Genomic DNA, 18692 nt, shown 5'->3' with positions numbered 1-18692 from the left:
CCCGCTGCGCCCGCGTAATCACTCGCATGCTCACCACCTCATCCGACCGGTTCGACGTCGTGGTCGTCGGCGGCGGCCATGCCGGCGTCGAGGCGGCCGCAGCCGCGGCGCGCTGCGGCGCCCGCACGGCCCTGGTCACCCACGACCCCGCCACGATCGGGGCCATGTCGTGCAATCCCGCCATCGGGGGGCTCGGCAAGGGCCATCTCGTGCGCGAGGTCGATGCCCTCGACGGGCTGATGGGCCGGGTCGCCGACGCGGCCGGCATCCAGTTTCGCCTGCTTAACCGCCGGAAGGGACCGGCCGTGCGCGGCCCCCGCACCCAGGCCGACCGCAAGCTCTACGCCGCGGCCATGCAGGCGGCCGTGGCCGAGACCGCGGGCCTCACGGTGGTGGCAGGCGCCTGCGAGGACCTCATCCGCGACCCGGAGGGCCGCCTCTCCGGCGTCGTGCTGGCGGATGGGCGGGTGATCACCTGCGCCGCCGTGGTGCTGACCACAGGCACCTTTCTGCGCGGACTGATCCATATCGGCGAGCGCCAGATCCCCGCCGGCCGCGTCGGCGAGGCGCCGGCGATCGGGCTGGCCCAGACCCTCGACCGGCTCGGCCTGCGGCTCGGCCGCCTGAAGACCGGCACCCCGCCCCGCCTCGACGGCCGGACCATCGACTGGTCGGGCCTGGAGATGCAGGAGGCCGATGCCGAGCCTGTGCCGTTCTCGACGCTGACGGAGAAAATCACCACGCCGCAGATCCGCTGCGGCATCACCCGGACCACCCAGGCGGTCCACGACCTGATCCGCGCCAACCTGCACCGCTCGCCGATGTATTCCGGCGGCATCGCCAGCCGGGGGCCGCGCTACTGCCCGTCGATCGAGGACAAGGTCGTGCGCTTCGGCGACCGGGAGGGGCACCAGATCTTCCTCGAGCCGGAGGGGCTGGACGACCCGACCATCTACCCGAACGGCATCTCCACGGCCCTGCCCGAGGAGGTCCAGCGCGAGATCATCCGGCTGATCCCGGGGCTGGAGCACGCCGCGATCCTGCGGCCAGGCTACGCCATCGAGTACGATTACGTCGATCCGCGCGAGCTCGATACCGGGCTTCAGGTGAAGCGCCTGCCCGGCCTGTTCCTGGCCGGCCAGATCAACGGCACCACCGGCTACGAGGAGGCGGCCGGCCAGGGTCTCGTGGCCGGGCTCAACGCCGCCCGGCGCGCCGGCGGTCTCGACCTCGCGGCTTTCGACCGGGCCGAATCCTATCTCGGTGTGATGATCGACGACCTCGTGACCCACGGGGTCAGCGAGCCGTACCGGATGTTCACCTCGCGCTCCGAGTACCGCCTGTCCCTGCGGGTCGACAATGCCGACGAGCGGCTGACGCCGCGGGGCCTCGCGCTGGGCTGCGTCGGCGGGCATCGGGCCGACCATTTCGCGGCCGCGCAGCAGGAATTGCAGGCGTCGCGGGCCCGGCTCGATGCCGTGAGCCTGACCCCGAGCCAGGCCGCCGTGCACGGGATCATGCTGAACCGCGACGGCATACGCCGCAGCGCGTTCCAGCTGCTCGCCTATCCCGAGATCACCTGGGCGCAGCTCGCCGCGATCTGGCCGGAGCTGGCCGAGACCGCGCCCCGGATCGCGGACCGCCTCAAGACCGATGCGACCTACGCGGTCTATCTCGACCGGCAGAACGCCGACATCGCCGCCTTCCGGCGCGACGAGGCGGTGCGGCTGCCCGCGAGCCTGGATTATGCCGGGATCAGCGGGCTCTCGAACGAGATGCGGGTGAAGCTCGAGACCGTCCGGCCGGGCACCCTCGGCCAGGCCGCCCGGATCGAGGGTGTGACGCCGGCCGCCCTCACCTTGTTGGCCGCCCATGCCCGACGGGCCGCGCCCGATGCCGGACGGCGCGTCCCATGAGCGATCCGGACCGAACCCGAATCCTCGCCGCCTCCGGTGTTTCACGTGAAACAGCCGAGCTGCTGGACCTTTACGTCGCGCAGCTCCGGCGCTGGCAGCCGATCAAGAACCTCGTCGGCCCCGCCACGCTTGAGGAGGTCTGGAGCCGCCATATCGATGACGCGCTCCAGCTGCTCGACCTCGCCCCAGAGGCCCGGACCTGGCTGGATCTCGGCTCCGGCGCCGGCATCCCGGGCCTGATCCTCGCCATCGCGGGCCGCGAGCGCGGCATCCAGGTCGAACTGGTCGAGAGCAACGCGCGCAAATGCGCCTTCCTCACCGAGACCGCCCGCCTCACCGGTGCGCCGGCGCGGGTACGCAACGCCCGGATCGAGGCGGTGATCGGCGAGTATCAGGGCGTCGACATCGTCTGCGCGCGCGCGCTCGCGCCCATGACGCAGCTCCTCGCCTGGACGGAGCCGCTGTTGAAAACGGGCACCACCGGCCTGTTTCCGAAGGGCCGGGACGTGCAAGCTGAATTGACCCAGGCGGCCGCGCAGTGGAGAGTCGTTAACGACCTCGTGCCGAGCCGGACTGATTCCGAAGCCCGGATCGTGCGCGTCACTGCCCTCGCCGCCCCGAGCCATCGATGACCGAAGCGATCCTCGGCGATTCCGCCGACCGGTCCGTGGATCCGTCCAGCGATCCCGTCTTAACCCCTGCCGAAAGACCGTCCGTGAGACATCCCCTGCGGATCCTGGCGCTGGCCAACCAGAAGGGCGGCGTCGGCAAGACCACCACGGCGATCAACCTCGGCACGGCCCTAGCGGCGATCGGCGAGGACGTGCTGGTGCTCGACCTCGACCCGCAGGGCAACGCCTCCACGGGGCTGGGGATCGACCGGGCCCGCCGCCAGGTCTCGACTTACGACGTCATGACCGGCGAGGCGTCGCTCGCCGAGGCGGTGATCCCCACGGCGGTGCCGCGCCTGTCGATCGCGCCCTCCACCATGGATCTCCTCGGCCTGGAGATGGAGCTGGCCACCCTGCCCGACCGCGCCCACCGGCTGCGCGGCGTGCTGAAGGACATCGCCCAGGCCAAGGGTCTGGAGCGGATCAGCTACGTGCTGATCGATTGTCCGCCCTCGCTCAACCTGTTGACCATCAACGCGCTGGCCGCCGCCGACGCGGTTTTGGTGCCGCTGCAATGCGAGTTCTTCGCCCTGGAGGGCCTGAGCCAGTTGCTGCGCACCGTCGAGCAGGTCCGCGGCGCCCTGAACCCGAAGCTGACCATCCAGGGCATCGTGCTGACGATGTTCGACCCGCGCAACAACCTCTCCGCCCAGGTGGTGGCGGATGTCCGCGGTTTCATGGGCGACAAGGTCTACGAGACCGTGATCCCCCGGAACGTCCGCATCTCCGAGGCGCCGTCCCACGGCAAGCCGGCTTTGCTCTACGATTTGAAATGCGCCGGCAGCCAGGCGTATCTGCGCCTCGCCTCCGAGGTGATCCAGCGTGAAGGCCGCGTGCCGGCGGCGGCGTGATTGTGTGATCCTTTTCCTATTCGGACGGATCGAGTGCGGAGCGTGACACGGGTGACAAGGATGGCGGAGGAGGGGGCACGACCCCGTCTCGGGCGCGGGCTCGCGGCGCTGATCGGCGATTTCGGCGATGCCGGACAGGCGGCCAAGACCGACGGCAAGATCGAGCCGCAGCGGAAGGTCCCGGTGGAGTTCCTGCGCCCGAACCCGCGCAACCCGCGCCGGAGCTTCGGCGAGGCGGAACTCGCGGAACTGGCGACCTCGATCACCCAGCGCGGCATCATCCAGCCGATCGTGGTGCGGCCGCTGGCCGATGTGCCGGGCGCCTTCGAGATCGTGGCCGGCGAGCGCCGCTGGCGGGCGTCCCAGAAGGCCGGGCTCGACGAGGTGCCGGTGGTGATCGTCGAGATCGACGATCGCGCCTCCCTGGAATTCGCCATCCTGGAGAACGTCCAGCGCTCCGACCTCAACCCGATCGAGGAAGCCTCGGGCTACGAGCGCCTGATGCAGGACTTCGCCTATACGCAGAAGGAACTGGCCGAGATCCTCGGCAAGAGCCGCAGCCACCTCGCCAACACGTTGCGGCTGCTCAACCTGCCGCCCGCCGTGCAGGACCGGGTCACCGCCGGGGAGCTCACGGCCGGCCATGCCCGCGCGCTCCTGGCGGTGCGCGATCCCGAGACCCTGGCCCGCCGGGTCGTGGCCGAGGGCCTGTCGGTGCGCGAGGTCGAGGCGGTGGCGGCCGCCGAGGCGGCCGAGGCTGCGGCCCCCGATACCCCCCGCCCCGGCCGCCCGCGCCTCTCCGCCGAGCGCCCTGCCCCGGTGCGCGACCTGGAATTGCGGATCCGCCGGGCCCTGGGGGTCGAGGTGACCTACAAGCCCAAGGACGAGGCCTCGGGCGAGATCCGGATCCGCTACGAGACCCGGGACGAGCTCGAGGCGCTGCTCAACCGGTTCAAGGTGTCGGAGGAGAGCTGAGGAAAGCTTCTTTCCGGCGTCCATCCCACCCCTTCCCTCATCCTGAGGTGACGGAGCGAAGCGAAGGCCTCGAAGGAGAGCTCCAGGGATCGCAGAGGCGTCTGGAGGGCTCCTTCGAGGCGCCCGCTGCGCGGGCCCACCTCAGGATGAGGGCGCGGATGGGATGGATGCAGGCAATCTGCCTTGTCGAAGGCGAAACTGCTGGATGGCCTAACGCCGCCGCCGGGCGCCCGCTTCCGCCACCCGCAGCAGCGCCGCGGAGGCCAGGGCGTGCGCCAGCTCCGGCTCGGCCCGCCGGCAGGCCAGGATCGCGTCCTGAAGGGCCTTGACCGCCTGCCGGAGGGTACCGGCCGGCCAGGTGGCGAGCTGCCCCTCGATGCTGGCCTTGCGCTTGAAATGCAGCCCCCGCCACGAGGCCGCCATCAGGGCCGGGGTCTTGTCGGGATTGTCGAGGCGGGTCGCCAGCAGGGTCAGGGCGTGCCGCAGGGCCGAGCCGAGCACCACGCCGGGATCCAGGCCCTCGTGCCGGAAGCGCCGATAGTCGCGCTCCACCGCCTCGCGACGGCCGTCGAAGGCGGCGTCGATCAGGGTGTTGAGCACGCTGGCCGCCACATCGCTGGTGATGGCCTCGACATGGTCGAGGGTGACGACCGTGTCCCCGTGCCCCTCCCCGGCCGCGTAGAGGGCGAGCTTCTCGATCTCCATCAGGCTGGCCCGGCGGTCACCGCCGAGGCTGCGGGCCAGGACCTCCCGGGCGGCGCGGTCGATGCGCAGGCCGCGCTCCTGCAGGGTGCGCTCGATCAGGTCGGAGAGCGTGCGCTCGTCATCCGCGTAGCAGGGAATCGCCAGCGCCTTGGGCGAGCGCTCGCAGAGGACGCGCAACGGGTTGTTCTTCGCGAGGTCGCCGCCCTCGACGACGATGCGGGCATCGGCCACCGCGGCACCCAGCACCGCCTCGACCGCCGGCGCGTAGTTGCGGCTGCCCGGCCGCACCCAGATCGACCGGCGGCCGCCGAACAGTCCCATCGTCCCGGCCTCGTCGCAGAGCCGGCCGGGATCGGAGGCGAGGGTGTCGCCGTCGATCCGCACCAGCGCGAAGGGATCGCCCGGGTCGGTGACGAAGTCCTCGGCGAGCTTGCGGGCGCGTTCGGTGACGAGGCCGGTATCAGGCCCGTAGACCAGGATCACCGGGATGCGCGGATCCGGCCCGCGCCGGATCAGCCCCTCGATCTCGCCCGCCCTGACCGCGGTCAAAGTCGGCTCACGGCTTGGTCGAGAGCACGGCGGCCAAGCGCGTCTTGATCTGGTCCGCCAGCACGCTGGCCAGGCGGATCTCGGCGTCGCGCGCCGCCCGCTGGCTGGCGAAGCGCTGGACCGAGCGGTCGTAGGTCGCGGTCGAGGTCGCCACGCCCTCTGTGTAGACCTTGGCGCCGGCCATATCCTCCAGGCTGTACTTGATGTTGGCCACCAGCGTGCCGGCCTCGGCGCGGCCGGTGGTGGAGGAGACGATCGGGGTCTGCACGATCTCGGAGCCCGAGAGCTTCAGCCGGTAGCGCTTGCTCGCGGGCTGGCCCGATCCGTCGAGCTCGAAGATTAGCTCGCTGCGCAGGTAATGCCCGAGCCGCTCCTGGCCCTGAGCCATCGCCACGTCGTCGACCTGCACGGCGGCGAGCAGCGCCTGCACGGTCTCGCCGGAGGCGGTCGGTCCGTAGAGGGGGCGGAAGCAGGCCGACAGGCTCAGCGCCAGGCCGGCGACGCAGGCGAGGCGGCCGATCCGGCCCGCAACCGATACTCCCGAACGCACCATCACGTCGCCGTCCGCCCCGCTCTGTTCGATCGTGTTTAGCGCGGACCCGGAGGGCCGCGCCATGACGCTACGCAGCAACCGTTACGATTTGTCTGCGGCAAGAGCGTGGTCGTGTCGTTTCAAACTGTCGCCAGATAGCCCGAGACCGTGAGGATCGACAGGATCGTCGAGACCAGCACCACCGTGGAGGTGAGGTCGGCCTCCCGGCGGTAGAACTCCGCCAGCATGAACGGGCCGGTCCCGGTGGGCAGGGCGGCCATCAGCACCGCGACATGCAGCAGCAGCGGCGGCAGGTCGAACAGGTAACGGCCGAGCGCGTAGGCGAGCGCGGGCTGCCCGACGAGCTTGAGGCCGACCAGCAGGGCGGCCGCCCGGGGCTGCGCGGCTCCGGGCCGGCGCTTCTGGGCCAGGAACAGGCCGAGCGCCACCAGGGCGCAGGGTGAGGCGGCCCCGCCGAGGAGCTTCAGGAAGGACTCGACCGACGCCGGCAGGGTGAGGCCGGCAATCGGTATCAGGGCGCCGAGCGCCGGTGAGACCAGGAGCGGGTTGCGGATCAGCGACCGGCCGGCCGCGAGCCAGACCGGAACGCCCGGCCGGTCCCGACCGGCACCGCGCGCCTCGCGCCGGAGCCCGATCTCGATCAGCACGATCGCGACGGCGAACACCCCGCAGACCGTCAGGATCGCCGCCACGGTGGTCGGGGCCAGCGCCTCCGGGCCGAAGGCGAGCAGTGCCACGGGGAAGCCCATGAAGCCGGTATTGGGATAGCCGGCATTGAGCCCGTCCACGGCGGCATCGCTGAGCGGATGCCCTCCGGCCCGCCGGAGCAGCACGGTGACCGCGAAGACCGCCAGGCTGCTCAACCCGAAGGCGCCGATGAAGCCGGGCTTCCAGATCTCGCTCCAATGGACCTGCGCGGTGACGTCGAACAGCAGCGCCGGCAGGGCCAGGAACACCACGAAGCGGTTGAGTTCGGTGGTCGCGGCAGCGCCGAGCACGCCGAGCCGCCGGGCCAGCCAGCCCGAAAAGATCAGCGCGAAGATCGGCAGCACGACCAGGAGGGTCGAGAGCATGGGCGGCCCAAGTCGGAGGATTATGCTCCGGCCTTAGGACGGATGTGCCGCCGACCTCCAATGCCGGGAGCGGGGACCTGCCATGCTCCCCTGCCCCAGCCCGGTCCGGCGTCTACCAGCGGTAGATCAGGCTGCCGATCACCGTGGCGGGCGCGCCGCGGTAGCAGAAGCCGGCCTGGCAATTTGTGTAGCTACGGTCGAAGATATTGGATGCGTTGATCTGCGCGCGGAAACCTTTGTACTTCGGATCGAGGGCCGCAAAGTCATAGGCGATCAGTGCGTCGAACAGGGTAACGGTGGGGTTGCGGACCGTGTTCTCATCGTCGGCGAAGCTCGTGCTGGCATAACGGATGCCGCCGCCGAGTTGCAGACCGGCGAGCGGCGACGCGGGCGGGAACAAGTAGGTCGCAAAGGCGGTGAACGTATCGCCCGGGATGCCTGAGAGGGCATTGCCGTCGATCGGCTGGCCGGTGACCAGCGAGGTCTGGCGCAGGAACCGGAAGTCGAGATGGGTGTAGGACAGCGTTAGGTTGGTCCCAGGCGCGAAATTGGCCGTCAACTCGGCCTCGAATCCCTTGGATTCGACCGAGCCGCTGGCGACGACGTTGGCGATGTTGTTCGGATCCTGGCGCAGCAGCGAGGACTGGACGATGTCGAACCCAGCAAAGGAACCCGTGATGTTGGTGTTGGGGATTGCCGCCTTCACGCCGGCCTCGATCTGATCGCCGGTCGCGGGCTTGAACGGGTTCCCGTTCACGTCGATGCCGACCTGGGGCGTGAACGTCGTCGCGTAGCTGGCGTAGGGCACCAGGAAGTCGGTGAGCAGGTAGTTTAAGCCGACCCGGCCGGAGAAGGCTCGGTCAGCCTGGTTGGAAACCGTACCGGCGGTTTGGTCGGCGGTGTTCTGGAACACCCAGTCGTGTCGTCCGGTGAGCGTCAGGACGAAGCGCCCGAACTTGGCCTGCTCCTGTAGGTAGGCGCCGACCTGGTCCTGCGCTTGGCTCTGGAAGTTCGTAAACCGCGGCCGGGCGATGACCTGCTGCCCGTAGTTCAGCGTCAGGAGGTTGAGATCGGGCGCGGCACCGGAGCCGAAGGTGCGCGTGTAGTCGTAATGCGCATAATCAACCCCGCCAATCAGGGTGTGCTGGATCGGTCCGGTGGCGAAGTGGCCTTCGAGCTGGTTGTCGATGGAGATCTGGCTCAATCTGTCCAGATAAGCGGCGGCGCTGCGTGAGCCGAGGGTCCGGGCGGGATTCAGACGCGTGATCGACGTGTAATCGTAGTCGGCGCGGACATCATAGTAGCGGAAGTTCTGGCGGAAGATCAGGTCCGGCGAGAATTTGTGCTCGAACGCGTAGCCGATGCGGTACTGCTGCTGCTTGTACTGGTTGAATGCCGGGTCGCCGGAGTAGAAATTCGTCACCCTGAAGCCGGGATCGTTGAAGAAGAACGACGTGCCGGGCAGGCGGGATTCGAAGTATTCGCTCAGGAACGTGAAGCTGGTATCGGAATCCGGCCGCCACGTGAAGGACGGGGCGATGAAGATGCGGTCGTCGTCCCCGCCCGGCAGGTAGGTGTTGGACTGGCGCTTCACGCCGGTCACGCGATAGGCCACCGTCCCATCGGTGCCGTCGACCGGGCCGCCGATGTCGAAATTGCCCTGGAAGCGGTCGTAATTGCCCGCCTGGAACTGTACCTCGCCGAAGGGCACGAAAACCGGGCGCTTCGAGATCGAATCGACGATGCCCCCGGGCGAGCCCAGACCGTAGAGCCCCGAGGCTGGTCCCCGCAGGATGGTGATCGCCTCCAGCCCATAGGGCTCGCTGCGCGGGATCGTGAGGCCTACGGCGTTGAGGCGTAGGCCGTCGCGGAAAATGCCGTTGTAGGTCGCACTGAAGCCCCGGATGAAGAAGGCGTCGTAGCGCGGATCGAAGCCGAACACGCTGCTCGATACACCCGGCGTGTAGGCGATCGCCTGGGCCAGATCCTGCACATTGCGATCGTTGAGCTGCTCGCGCGTGACCACGGAGACCGATTGCGGGGTCTCGATCAGCGGTGTGTTGGTCTTGGTGGCGGTGGGGCTCACCCGCGCGACATAGCCGGTCACCCCCGACGGACCGCCGCCCCCGCCACTGGTGGCCGCGCTGTTGCCGTCGCCGCCGCTGACATTCGCTCCGCCGAAGCCGGCTCCGGCCGCCGGCGCGGAAGCCGGGCGGGCGGCCTCCACCGAGATCTCGTTGAGCTGCACGTTGGCGCCCTGCGCGGCGGCGTGCGGTGCGATGGCAGCGGTGGCCAGAGCCGTGGAGGTGAGGAGCAGCCCGAGGCGGCCGGTACGCATGGACATGGACAAACCCTGAGATGCGCTGTTTGACGGCGCTTCGCTCTCAGGATTCATCGTTCACGCGTCGTTGATCAACCCAAAAATGTGTTGCAAATCACACACTTAGAGCTGTTAAAATCTGAAGTTATTCGCATTCAGAACTCCAGCGGCGGCTCGCGCAGGGCCTCCGCTTCGCGGGTGCAGGTGGCCTGGTCGGGTGCCGTGCCGCCGCCGGACAGGGCGCCGCGCAACTCGGTGCGGGCCTTCTCCAGGTCGGCCCGGAAGCCCGGATCGCCCATCAGCGTGGCGAGGACCGAGGAGCCGGTGATCCGCCCGGCCGCCACGTCGCTGAGCCAGTGCACCCCGCACACGACCCGGCTCTCACCATAGGCCCGGCCGCGAGCCAGGATCGGGGTCGCCTTCTCGGGCACCAGGGAGGCCAGGATCAGCGCGTAGGCCCAGCCCTGGGTCGCGTGGCCGGACGGGTAGCTGAAGCTGTCGGTCAGCGCCTGGGTCCGCTGGACGCAGATCGGCGCCTCGTTCCCCACGAAGGGGCGCAGCCGGCGGTAATGGACCTTCGGCCCGCGGGTCGCGCGCGCGAGGTCGAGCCGGGCGCGCTCGAGGAGGTTGAGCACTGCCGGCACCCGGGTCTGGTCGAGCCGGGTGCCGAGCACGCAGGCGAAATTGTCGAGGACTGCGGTCGCGCCCTCCGACACGTCGTTGGCGGCGATCTCCCAGCGGGCGCTGCCCTTCAGGGCGCGGGTGCCGTTGAAGGCCGCCCGGTCGGCCTTGTCGAGGGGGGCATCGTGGGCCGGCGGCGGCGGCAGGATCTGGAGGGCGTCGGGAACGGCCGTGTCGGCCAGATAGGGCTTCACCGCCGGCTTGCCGGGCTTGAGCGTTTCGGCGCCCACGGACGGCGCCGCCGGCGGGTTCGACGGGGCAGGGGAGGGCGTATCCTCGGCGCGCACAGGTGTCGCGGCGGCGATCAGGACGGCGAGGGCCGGCAGGGACAGGGTGCGCAGCATCGGATCCGTGGCGGTGTCGAGCAAGGAGGCGGGCCGCTCCCGCAGACAAACGAACGGCTCGGCCGGACGGTTCAGTCCGCGCACAGGTGCAGTGCGCTGTCCAGCCGCGATGTCGCCAAAATTGATCACGGATCGCCGACTTTATACCGCGGATACTATGGGCAGCTGATGGCCCGCAAAGATCGTCGTCAAGAAATCTCTGACCCGCTGGTTTGCGAATGGTGGCCGGCTTGTCACTGGCCTGCACTCAGGGCGTTCAGCAGAAGGGGGATGGATCGCGCGGTAAGCGTTGATGGTTATGCCCCGTGCGCTTCTGCCCGATGATCGTCGGACCCAGATTGCAGCGCGTCTGTCGCAACCCGCCCCCGTCCCAACGGCGGTCGGCGGCCAATCGAGAACGAAGCTACGCAGACGGGCATCCTGTTCGGCCCGCGCTCGGGCGTTCCATGGGAGATGCGACTAGCTGCGATGGGCTGCGCCTGCGCGATGGGCCAGCGCCGGCGTGTAGCCCGTCTGCGTCAGATACGGCTGGAGCGCCTGCAGGCGACCGGTGAGATCGACTGGACGCGAGCGAGCTGGGACAGCGCCCTCCGATGCCATACCGGCCTTGCGTAGCGGGCCGCCGCAATACCATGCACACGAGCGACGCAGCGACGAAGCCTATGATGCCAGACTGCATCCAGGCCTTAACCATCCGCGCCGCGACCTCATGAATCCGAGGCGGATCAGACGGTCTTGTCAGGCATCGTTAGAGCACGCACGCTTCGAAGTGTCGCCATCCGCGTTGCTCATAGGGCAAGGCCTCCCTCCGCGCTCCGGCCAAAATTCGGTTTGCTGCTAATGATAAGGCAGCACAACGCGCTCGCCTCAAAGCCTCGAAAAGTGTTCTCGTCTCGATACGGGGCGCCAAGTCGTATTCGTTCGATTCTTTATTTTTTTGAGCGCTATTTGGGGGAATTATTTAATAGCTATATTTTTTACAATTATTAAACTGGGTTTGATTCTAATTTATTGCCACCTGACTTGATCCAAAATTAAAACATCGATATTTTCTAGGTTGCGTGAATGGAGCACTTGCGTACGCCGGGGCAGTTATGATGAAAAATGATGTGAATATTTCAAAGCCTGGGTCATTGTATGTGATAACCGCTTATAAATTCAATCATGTTGATCGATCAAGGCCGATCGATACAAGATTCTTTGAAGCAGATATCAACGCAAAATTCTATTTTGTAGATGCGGCCGGTGCGCCAGATGAATTCAATCATTTTCATGTCGAGGAAAGGCTAATCAATCCGAGTATAACCGGAATTGGATCGAGGATGATCGCAGAATGGTCATTTTTACTTATAGAACTGGAAAAACCTTTCGCAACTTATCCATTCTACATGGTATCATCGCGCTTTTTCGAAAAGAACGCGATGCTCACGGCTGATTTTTCACGTGTGTTGACCGAAGCGTTCGAATCGCTTGAACAATATGGGTGGGGATATCTGCCGTCCTACGATCGGCCAGCCAATTTTCAAGACCTATCTTACTATAAATTGGTAGGGTATCTCGGGATCAAGGATGAGGGTATAGCATATATCGATGGATTTTATGGTGTGAGATACATTGATCAATATAAATATTTCTCAGACTTTTTTTGCAATTACATTGGATTCCATTCGAGAGATCATTTGGTTGAATATGTCAATTTTTATTTGCCATTCATACGAAGATTCTTAGATACTAAATGGAATCTTATTAATAACCCTGCGCACTACGTTCGACTGACGAATACGTATCGAAATGAAAAGCCGTTTACGTTTCTGCTGGAGCTAATCTCGCATCTATTTTTCTTCAAAAATGGATTAAAATTTAGCGGCGTAAGTTATGATGGGATTTACGAAGTCGATGAAAGAAATATCGCGATGAAACCACTAATCAAGTGGGATCCTGCGTCGGGGTTGGAAGCGAGTAAATCATCAGGATAGGAATATTTGATTTCACGCCGATCCAAAGAGTTTCACAAACATCACCCTCCGCGCTGTCTTGTGCAGAGGGTGCGGTGATCAAGCATTTTATGAGACGCTCAAACTGCACAGGTCTGGCAGCTCTCCCGGCTATCGGCGGACGGTCGCATCCCATCCAACCTTCTGAGCCAGATCTGTTGATGCCGCCAATGGATTTCTTGTTTGCCTACGCTCACGAAGGTCACATTGCCTGGATCGCGGCCGCTACCGCGCTGGGGAACTCCTCGTGCGGGCTGAGTGCCCCGGGGATCGGGACGCCCGTGACCCGGCCGTGGGCGATCAGCGCGTCCATCTCGGCGCCGGAGCGGCGCGGGGCCTTCTCGGGGCGCAGCACCAGGGTCGGCGGCAGGCCGTCGCCGAACAGGTCCAGGAAGGCGGTGCGGTCGCCCACGGGGTCGAGGCCGCCCGTGACGAAGGCGGCGGTGCCGAACCGGCCGTTGCGCTGGCGGGTGACCGCGTGCTTGGCCCGGACCAGGGCCGGGGTGACGTGGGCCGGATCGGCGTAGACATGGGCGCGCATCATCCGGCCGATGATCGGCGGGCTGATGTTGAGCCGGTAGAGCGCATCGCCGAGCACCGGCGCCTCCACGGCCCGGCGGATCCGCAGGAACCAGTGCGCCCGGCTCGGCATCGCTGTGGGCAGCGGCCCGCGCCAGGTCGGCGCCACCAGCACCAGGCGCTCGAAGGCTTTCGGGTGTCGTCGCGCCGCGGCGACCAGGTAGCCGGCGGCATGACCCGCCGCGATCCCGATCGCGTAGGGGCCGGGGGCGGCGGCGAGCAGCGCGTCCAGGAAGGCGTGCAGGGTGCCCGGCTCCAGCGGCAGGCGGGTCCGCGGCCGGGCGCCGAAGCCCGGCCAGTCGGGCACCAGGCAGCGGTACGCCGAGCCGAGGGCGTGGGCGAGGTCGCGCATCTCGGCCCGATCCGAGATCGTGGACAGGGCCGGCAGCAGCAGCGCGTCCCGCCCCGTGCCGATCACGTCGCAGGGAGTCGGCACGGGCCGGCCCGCCACGATCAGGTCCAGGTTCTTGCGCGTCGTTTCCACCGGACCGTCCTCGAGTCCCGAAGAATCAGGTGCGCAGCAGCTCGTTGATGGCGGTCTTGGAGCGGGTGCCGGCATCGACGCGCTTGACGATCACCGCGCAGTACAGGCCCGGGCCCGGGGTGCCGTCCGGCAGCGCCTTGCCGGGCATCGTGCCCGACACCACCACGGAGTAGGGCGGCACGCGGCCATACATCACCTCGCCGGTGGTGCGATCGACGATCTTGGTCGAGGCGCCGATATAGACGCCCATGGACAGCACGCTGCCCTGGCCGACGATCACGCCCTCGGCAACCTCGGCGCGGGCGCCGATGAAGCAATCGTCCTCGATGATCACCGGGTTGGCCTGGAGCGGCTCGAGCACGCCCGCGATGCCGGCGCCGCCGGAGATGTGGCAGTTCTTCCCCACCTGCGCGCAGGAGCCGATCGTCACCCAGGTGTCGACCATCGTGCCCTCGCCGACATGGGCGCCGAGATTGACGAAGCTCGGCATCAGCACGGCGCCCGGGGCAATGTAGGAGCCGCGGCGCACGAAGCAGCCCGGGACGGCGCGCAGGCCCGCGGCGCGGAACTCGGCCTCGCCCCAGCCGGCGAATTTGGAGGCGACCTTGTCCCACCAGGGCGCGCCGCCGGGGCCGCCCTCGATCGCCGCCATGTCGTTGAGGCGGAAGGACAGCAGAACCGCCTTCTTCAGCCACTGATTGACGACCCAATCCTGATTGCCGCTCTTCTCGGCGACCCGGGCCTTGCCGGAATCGAGCAGGTTCAGCGCCTCCTCGACCGCCTCGCGCACGGCGCCCTGCGTGGATGTCGAGATGCCGGCGCGCTCCTCCCAGGCCGTCTCGATGGTCTTGGCGAGGTCGGAGGTGGACATGGGCGCACGCTGCTCTTGCGGAGGGACATTCTGCGGAAGCCCGTGCTTACAAGCGGGCACCGGGGCTGTCACCCGGGGCAGCCGCAATCCACCCCGCTCAATCCTCCAGCAGCACCCGCACCCGGTCGAGATCGGCGACCAGGTCGACCAAGTCGATCGCCAGCGTGTCGTAGACGGATTGCGCGGCCGCGGGGAATTCCTCCAGCACGCGGCGCATCAGCGTGGGGGTGATCCGCATGACTTCGGCGGCGCCCTCGGCCCGGGCCTCGGTCGGGCGGGTCCCGCGCACGAACAAGGCGAGCTGCCCGATCAGCGCCGAGCGCCCGGCCCGCACCGGCTCGGCATCCGGGACCCGGGGCGCCAGCCGGATCGTGCCCGACATCACCACGAAGCCGCCATCGGCCGGGTCGCCGCGGGCGAACAGCAGGTCGCCGTCGGCCAGCTCGCGCCGCTCGGCCGCGAAGGTCAGCAGGCGCAGGGCGTCCCGGTCGAGGAAGCCGAACAGCGGCGCGTCTGCGAGGATCGCGATGTCGTCGTCGAGCCCCAAAGAACCGCCCCACCACCTGCGCGCAAACGAGCCTCGGTCTCGCCTACACGCAAATCCCTAAAGCGGTTTCCGATCGCGTGGCAATCGGGCCCGGCTCCGGGGTCTCGCCCTGACGCGCGCCGATCAGGGCAGCAGCTTGTAGCCGCCGCCCTCGGTGACGAGGATCGCCGCGGTGGCGGGGTTCGGCTCGATCTTCTGGCGCAGCCGGTAGATGTGCGTCTCCAGCGTGTGCGTGGTGACGTGGGCGTTGTAGCCCCAGACCTCGGCGAGCAGCGTGTCGCGGTTCACCACGGCCCGGCCGGCCCGGTACAGGAAGCGCAGGATCGCGGTCTCCTTCTCGGTGAGCTTGAGCTTCGAGCCGCGCTCGCCGACCAGCAGCTTGGCGCCGGGCCGGAACGTGTAGGGGCCGATCTGGAACACCGCGTCCTCGGAGGCCTCGTGACTGCGCAGATGCGCGCGGATCCGGGCGAGCAGGATGCCGAACTTGAACGGCTTGGTGACGTAGTCGTTGGCGCCGGCCTCGAGGCCCTCGACGTGGTCCGCCTCGGAATCCTGCGCGGTGAGCATGATCACCGGGCCGCGGAAGCCGCCGGCGCGCATCCGGCGCACGGCCTCGCGCCCGTCGAGATCGGGCAGGCCGACATCCATCACCGCCAGGTCGATGCGCTCGGCCCCGACCCGCCGGACCGCATCCGCCGCATTGGCCTCGGTGACCACGGTGAATTCTTCGCAGAGATCGAGCTGCTCGGTGAGCGTGTCGCGCAGGATCGCGTCGTCGTCACAGATCAGCAGGCGATAGACATTCGACATCGTCCGGGGCCCTGGAACACGCTGCGGGACCGGACGATTCGAGGTCCGGAAACAGCGTGCGATGACAAGGATCTGGAGCACGCCGCCCATCGTGTGACAACACGGCTGGCTCCAGGGAAACGGGGCCGGCGCTCCGGAATCCGAGGGCGTTCGGTCCCCCCGTCGCAGGGCGGTGGGCTGGTTCGCTCCCGAATCCCGGCTTCGACGGCCTGGGTTCCACGGCAAGGATAGGGCTGCGTTTGTGGCCGGAAATTGCCTTGCGCGCAATTTTTCGCGGTTTCGGTATTGGATACCGGGCATAACGCCCACCGATCCGTCCCAGACCCGCGGCAGCGCGGGCCGGACGGGGCGCGTGTCGCCGGCAGGGGAGGGGGCTTTGGTGCGTGGACATCGGCGTGAGCGGCCCGGACCCGTTCGCGTGACCTTGAGCGAGATCCGGGTCCGGGCGATGGTCGGCGACCGCCGCCGGGGGCAACTCCTGGTCGGCCCGGCCGTGATCCCCTGCGCCCTCGGGGCGGGCGGCATCGTCTGCGACAAGCGCGAGGGCGACGGCGGCTCGCCGCGCGGACGCTTCCGCCTGCGGGGTGGCGCCTACCGGCCGGATCATCTGGGCCTGCGGCCGCCGACGGCGTTACCCCTGCGGGCGACCCGCCCGGATGACGGCTGGTGCGACGAAAGCCGGGACCGCCGCTACAACCGGCCGATCCGCCTGCCGGCCCCGGGCGTCAGCGCCGAGTCGATGTGGCGGGACGACGGGCTCTACGACGTGGTGATCGACCTCGACTACAACCGCGCCCCGATCCGGAAGGGGCGGGGCTCGGCGATCTTCCTGCACATCGCCCGGGACGGCTACCGCCCCACCGAGGGCTGCGTGGCGCTCGCCCGGGCGGACCTGCTGCGGCTGCTCAAGCGCCTCGGCCCGCGCACACACCTGCGGATCGGGTGACGAGGGCCGTTAGGCCTCCGTGACCTCGAGCTGAATCCGGAGGCGGGCACCGACGGCCTCGGCGTAGCGGCGCAGCGAGGCGGTCGATGGCATAACCTGTCCGCGCTCCCATCGGGCGATCTGCCCCTGGGATGTCTGCATCCGCCGGGCGACCTCTTCCTGGGTCAGCTTGGCTCGTGCCCGTGCCTCCGCCATGGAGAAGCCGAGATCCATCTCGGGTCCGATCGCTGCGTGCGCCTCACGATAGGCGGGATCCGCATGCCAGCGTTCCCGGACGGTCTTGAAGGGAATCGTCACCCCGTTTCTCCTGTGTCGATGTTCCGGGCCCGAGCCTCGGCGAGATCGATCCATCGCTTCGGCGTAGCCTGTGTTTTCTTGATCGCGCAGAGAACGATGATCACACGCCTGCCAGTCACCGTGACGTAGAGGGCACGGCCGATGGTGCCATCAGTCCGAGCTCTCAATTCCCAGATCCGACCCCGAATGTGTTTCGCATGCTCCTCGGTGAGGCTCAGCAGGCCCCGCGTCTCAATTCGCGCAACGATCCGGTCCAATGCAGCACGAAGCTTGATCGGCCAGGCGTCGACTTCAGCAACGACAGTCTCGTCGAGAAATGAAACCGACCAAGCTTCGTGAGGAGCATTCGCTATGCGCGATGTTGTGCCCCGAAGCGGCTTCTTGCCTAGGACCATGAGTCCGCGACCGAGACTCGATATATGCGTGAAAAAGCATATCACGGATCACGACATTTGATAGCCCGTTCAGCACGTCGACCGCCGACCGCCTCAGATCAGGTCGCCCTCACGCCTTCCGGGCCCGAGCCCCGAAGATGGCCGTCCCGACCCGGACATGGGTGGCGCCCTGCTGGATCGCTGCCGGGAAATCGGCGCTCATGCCCATGGAGAGGATCGGCAGGTTGTGCTCGCGCGCCAGCCGGGCGAGCAGGGCGAAATGGGCCGAGGGTGGATCCTCGGCGGGCGGGATGCACATCAGGCCCTGGATCGCCAGGCCGTGGGTGTCGCGGCATTCGGCCAGCAGGGTGGCGAGCTGGTCCGGCAGGACCCCGCCCTTCTGCGGCTCCGCACCGGTATTGACCTGGATCAGCAGCTTCGGGACCCGGCCCGCGCGGTCGATCTCCTTGGCGAGCGCGGCCGCCAGCGATAGCCGGTCGAGGGAGTGGATCACGTCGAACAGGGCCACCGCCTCGCGGGCCTTGTTGGATTGCAGCGGCCCGACGAGGTGCAGCTCGACATCCGGATAGCGGGCGCGCAGCGCCGGCCATTTCGCGGTGGATTCCTGGACGTAGTTCTCCCCGAACACCCGGTGCCCCGCTTCCAGGGCCGGGACGATGCCCGCCGCCGGCACGGTCTTGGAGACCGCCACGAGCTGAATCGTCGCCGGGTCGCGGTCCGAATCCTCGGCCGCCTGCGCGATGGCGGCCCGGACCTCGGCGAGCCCGGCGGCGACATCGGCCTCGCCGACCGGCGGCTTGGCGGTCGGCTGGCCCATCCCGTCCGTCGGGGGGGCGTTCGGGGCGGTGATCGCGTCGTCCGTCATGGGCTTGTCCTGTCGCTGCCGGGCCCGTCCCAGGAGAAGGGCGATCCCACCCACCCCCTCATTCTGAGGTGCCCAGCGATCGAAGATCGCTGGGCCTCGAAGGAGCCCTCCAGAGATCGCGCGGCTGGCTGGAAACCTCCTTCGAGGTCTCCGCTTCGCTCCGCCGCCTCAGGATGAGGGGGATGGGTGGGACCGACCTGGTGCGGGCCCTCTCGTGTACCGTGTATGTTGTCCGCCGACCTAAGCTGTCGTGCGTCGCGCGCAAG

18 protein-coding genes and 1 pseudogene are annotated in these 18692 nt (G+C 67.7%); 7 read left to right on the top strand and 12 right to left on the bottom strand.

Annotated elements, in window-relative coordinates:
• Positions 1–26 precede the first annotated feature (26 nt).
• Genes mnmG through LGR69_RS06190 form a run of 4 tightly spaced genes read left to right on the top strand, consistent with a single transcriptional unit; the run spans position 27 to position 4413 of the window.
• Complete coding sequence (gene mnmG, locus LGR69_RS06205; RefSeq protein WP_230365484.1) at positions 27–1916, top strand: tRNA uridine-5-carboxymethylaminomethyl(34) synthesis enzyme MnmG; 1890 nt, start codon at positions 27–29, stop codon at positions 1914–1916.
• A complete protein-coding gene (rsmG, locus tag LGR69_RS06200; RefSeq protein ID WP_230365483.1) occupies positions 1913–2548 on the top strand; it encodes a 16S rRNA (guanine(527)-N(7))-methyltransferase RsmG in 636 nt (211 codons plus the stop codon). The genes mnmG and rsmG overlap by 4 nt, the downstream gene beginning before the upstream one ends.
• Complete coding sequence (locus LGR69_RS06195; protein WP_007563442.1) at positions 2545–3438, top strand: ParA family protein; 894 nt, start codon at positions 2545–2547, stop codon at positions 3436–3438. The genes rsmG and LGR69_RS06195 overlap by 4 nt, the downstream gene beginning before the upstream one ends.
• Before the next feature lie 60 nt (positions 3439–3498).
• Positions 3499–4413: a ParB/RepB/Spo0J family partition protein gene (locus LGR69_RS06190; protein ID WP_091863494.1), complete on the top strand. Its 915-nt coding sequence runs from the start codon at positions 3499–3501 to the stop codon at positions 4411–4413.
• A gap of 210 nt (positions 4414–4623) precedes the next feature.
• On the opposite strand, the gene holA is transcribed toward LGR69_RS06190, so the two are convergent.
• From holA to LGR69_RS06165, 5 genes are all read right to left on the bottom strand, one after another.
• A complete protein-coding gene (holA, locus tag LGR69_RS06185; protein WP_230365482.1) occupies positions 4624–5667 on the bottom strand; it encodes a DNA polymerase III subunit delta in 1044 nt (347 codons plus the stop codon).
• Positions 5668–5674: 7 nt separating this feature from the next.
• Complete coding sequence (gene lptE, locus LGR69_RS06180; protein WP_039902944.1) at positions 5675–6220, bottom strand: LPS assembly lipoprotein LptE; 546 nt, start codon at positions 6218–6220, stop codon at positions 5675–5677.
• 119 nt (positions 6221–6339) lie between these two features.
• A complete protein-coding gene (locus LGR69_RS06175) occupies positions 6340–7293 on the bottom strand; it encodes an AEC family transporter (RefSeq protein ID WP_091863493.1) in 954 nt (317 codons plus the stop codon).
• Between the two features lie 112 nt (positions 7294–7405).
• Positions 7406–9637, bottom strand: a complete 2232-nt coding sequence (locus LGR69_RS06170; RefSeq protein WP_230365481.1) for a TonB-dependent siderophore receptor — start codon at positions 9635–9637, stop codon at positions 7406–7408.
• A gap of 131 nt (positions 9638–9768) precedes the next feature.
• A complete protein-coding gene (locus tag LGR69_RS06165) occupies positions 9769–10638 on the bottom strand; it encodes an acid phosphatase (protein WP_122162921.1) in 870 nt (289 codons plus the stop codon).
• 298 nt (positions 10639–10936) lie between these two features.
• On the opposite strand from LGR69_RS06165, the pseudogene LGR69_RS06160 reads away from it, so the two are divergent.
• Positions 10937–11226: pseudogene (locus tag LGR69_RS06160) on the top strand (transposase family protein); the annotation flags it as partial.
• A gap of 473 nt (positions 11227–11699) precedes the next feature.
• Positions 11700–12614 carry a hypothetical protein gene (locus LGR69_RS06155; RefSeq protein WP_230365480.1) on the top strand — a complete coding sequence of 305 codons (915 nt, stop codon included), beginning with the start codon at positions 11700–11702 and terminating at the stop codon, positions 12612–12614.
• A gap of 220 nt (positions 12615–12834) precedes the next feature.
• Here LGR69_RS06155 and LGR69_RS06150 read toward each other — a convergent pair whose 3' ends face one another.
• The 4 genes from LGR69_RS06150 to LGR69_RS06135 all read right to left on the bottom strand — a co-directional run bounded on the left by LGR69_RS06150 (position 12835) and on the right by LGR69_RS06135 (position 15923).
• Positions 12835–13695 (bottom strand): alpha/beta fold hydrolase, encoded by an 861-nt coding sequence (locus tag LGR69_RS06150; protein WP_230365479.1) that lies wholly within the window; start codon positions 13693–13695, stop codon positions 12835–12837.
• Positions 13696–13720: 25 nt separating this feature from the next.
• Entirely contained in the window at positions 13721–14566 is an 846-nt protein-coding gene (gene dapD, locus LGR69_RS06145) for a 2,3,4,5-tetrahydropyridine-2,6-dicarboxylate N-succinyltransferase (protein WP_050734628.1), read from the bottom strand.
• Positions 14567–14663: 97 nt separating this feature from the next.
• A complete protein-coding gene (locus LGR69_RS06140; RefSeq protein WP_091863490.1) occupies positions 14664–15113 on the bottom strand; it encodes a cyclic nucleotide-binding domain-containing protein in 450 nt (149 codons plus the stop codon).
• 123 nt (positions 15114–15236) lie between these two features.
• Complete coding sequence (locus tag LGR69_RS06135) at positions 15237–15923, bottom strand: response regulator transcription factor (RefSeq protein ID WP_007563457.1); 687 nt, start codon at positions 15921–15923, stop codon at positions 15237–15239.
• 448 nt (positions 15924–16371) lie between these two features.
• Here LGR69_RS06135 and LGR69_RS06130 point away from each other — a divergent pair, with 448 nt between their 5' ends.
• Positions 16372–16869, top strand: a complete 498-nt coding sequence (locus LGR69_RS06130) for a L,D-transpeptidase family protein (protein ID WP_091863600.1) — start codon at positions 16372–16374, stop codon at positions 16867–16869.
• 9 nt (positions 16870–16878) lie between these two features.
• On the opposite strand, the gene LGR69_RS32005 is transcribed toward LGR69_RS06130, so the two are convergent.
• The 3 genes from LGR69_RS32005 to LGR69_RS06115 all read right to left on the bottom strand — a co-directional run bounded on the left by LGR69_RS32005 (position 16879) and on the right by LGR69_RS06115 (position 18378).
• A complete protein-coding gene (locus LGR69_RS32005; RefSeq protein WP_230365478.1) occupies positions 16879–17166 on the bottom strand; it encodes a helix-turn-helix domain-containing protein in 288 nt (95 codons plus the stop codon).
• On the bottom strand, positions 17163–17561 hold the full coding sequence (locus LGR69_RS06120; RefSeq protein WP_230365477.1) for a type II toxin-antitoxin system RelE/ParE family toxin: 399 nt from the start codon (positions 17559–17561) through the stop codon (positions 17163–17165). The genes LGR69_RS32005 and LGR69_RS06120 overlap by 4 nt, the downstream gene beginning before the upstream one ends.
• Before the next feature lie 109 nt (positions 17562–17670).
• Positions 17671–18378, bottom strand: a complete 708-nt coding sequence (locus LGR69_RS06115; protein ID WP_230365580.1) for a YggS family pyridoxal phosphate-dependent enzyme — start codon at positions 18376–18378, stop codon at positions 17671–17673.
• Positions 18379–18692 lie beyond the last annotated feature (314 nt).

Origin of the sequence: Methylobacterium brachiatum (assembly GCF_020523825.1) — a bacterium.
GTDB classification, from domain to species: Bacteria; Pseudomonadota; Alphaproteobacteria; order Rhizobiales; family Beijerinckiaceae; genus Methylobacterium; species Methylobacterium brachiatum.
This window is presented reverse-complemented; position numbering and strand designations above follow the sequence as displayed.

Coding starts and splice junctions, on each gene's coding strand:
- mnmG (WP_230365484.1), top strand. CDS start 27: ATGCTCACCACCTCATCCGACCGGTTCGACGTCGTGGTCGTCGGCGGC.
- rsmG (WP_230365483.1), top strand. CDS start 1,913: ATGAGCGATCCGGACCGAACCCGAATCCTCGCCGCCTCCGGTGTTTCA.
- LGR69_RS06195 (WP_007563442.1), top strand. CDS start 2,545: ATGACCGAAGCGATCCTCGGCGATTCCGCCGACCGGTCCGTGGATCCG.
- LGR69_RS06190 (WP_091863494.1), top strand. CDS start 3,499: ATGGCGGAGGAGGGGGCACGACCCCGTCTCGGGCGCGGGCTCGCGGCG.
- lptE (WP_039902944.1), bottom strand. CDS start 6,220: ATGGTGCGTTCGGGAGTATCGGTTGCGGGCCGGATCGGCCGCCTCGCC.
- LGR69_RS06175 (WP_091863493.1), bottom strand. CDS start 7,293: ATGCTCTCGACCCTCCTGGTCGTGCTGCCGATCTTCGCGCTGATCTTT.
- LGR69_RS06170 (WP_230365481.1), bottom strand. CDS start 9,637: ATGTCCATGCGTACCGGCCGCCTCGGGCTGCTCCTCACCTCCACGGCT.
- LGR69_RS06165 (WP_122162921.1), bottom strand. CDS start 10,638: ATGCTGCGCACCCTGTCCCTGCCGGCCCTCGCCGTCCTGATCGCCGCC.
- dapD (WP_050734628.1), bottom strand. CDS start 14,566: ATGTCCACCTCCGACCTCGCCAAGACCATCGAGACGGCCTGGGAGGAG.
- LGR69_RS06135 (WP_007563457.1), bottom strand. CDS start 15,923: ATGTCGAATGTCTATCGCCTGCTGATCTGTGACGACGACGCGATCCTG.
- LGR69_RS06130 (WP_091863600.1), top strand. CDS start 16,372: ATGGTCGGCGACCGCCGCCGGGGGCAACTCCTGGTCGGCCCGGCCGTG.
- LGR69_RS06120 (WP_230365477.1), bottom strand. CDS start 17,561: ATGGTCCTAGGCAAGAAGCCGCTTCGGGGCACAACATCGCGCATAGCG.
- LGR69_RS06115 (WP_230365580.1), bottom strand. CDS start 18,378: ATGGGCCAGCCGACCGCCAAGCCGCCGGTCGGCGAGGCCGATGTCGCC.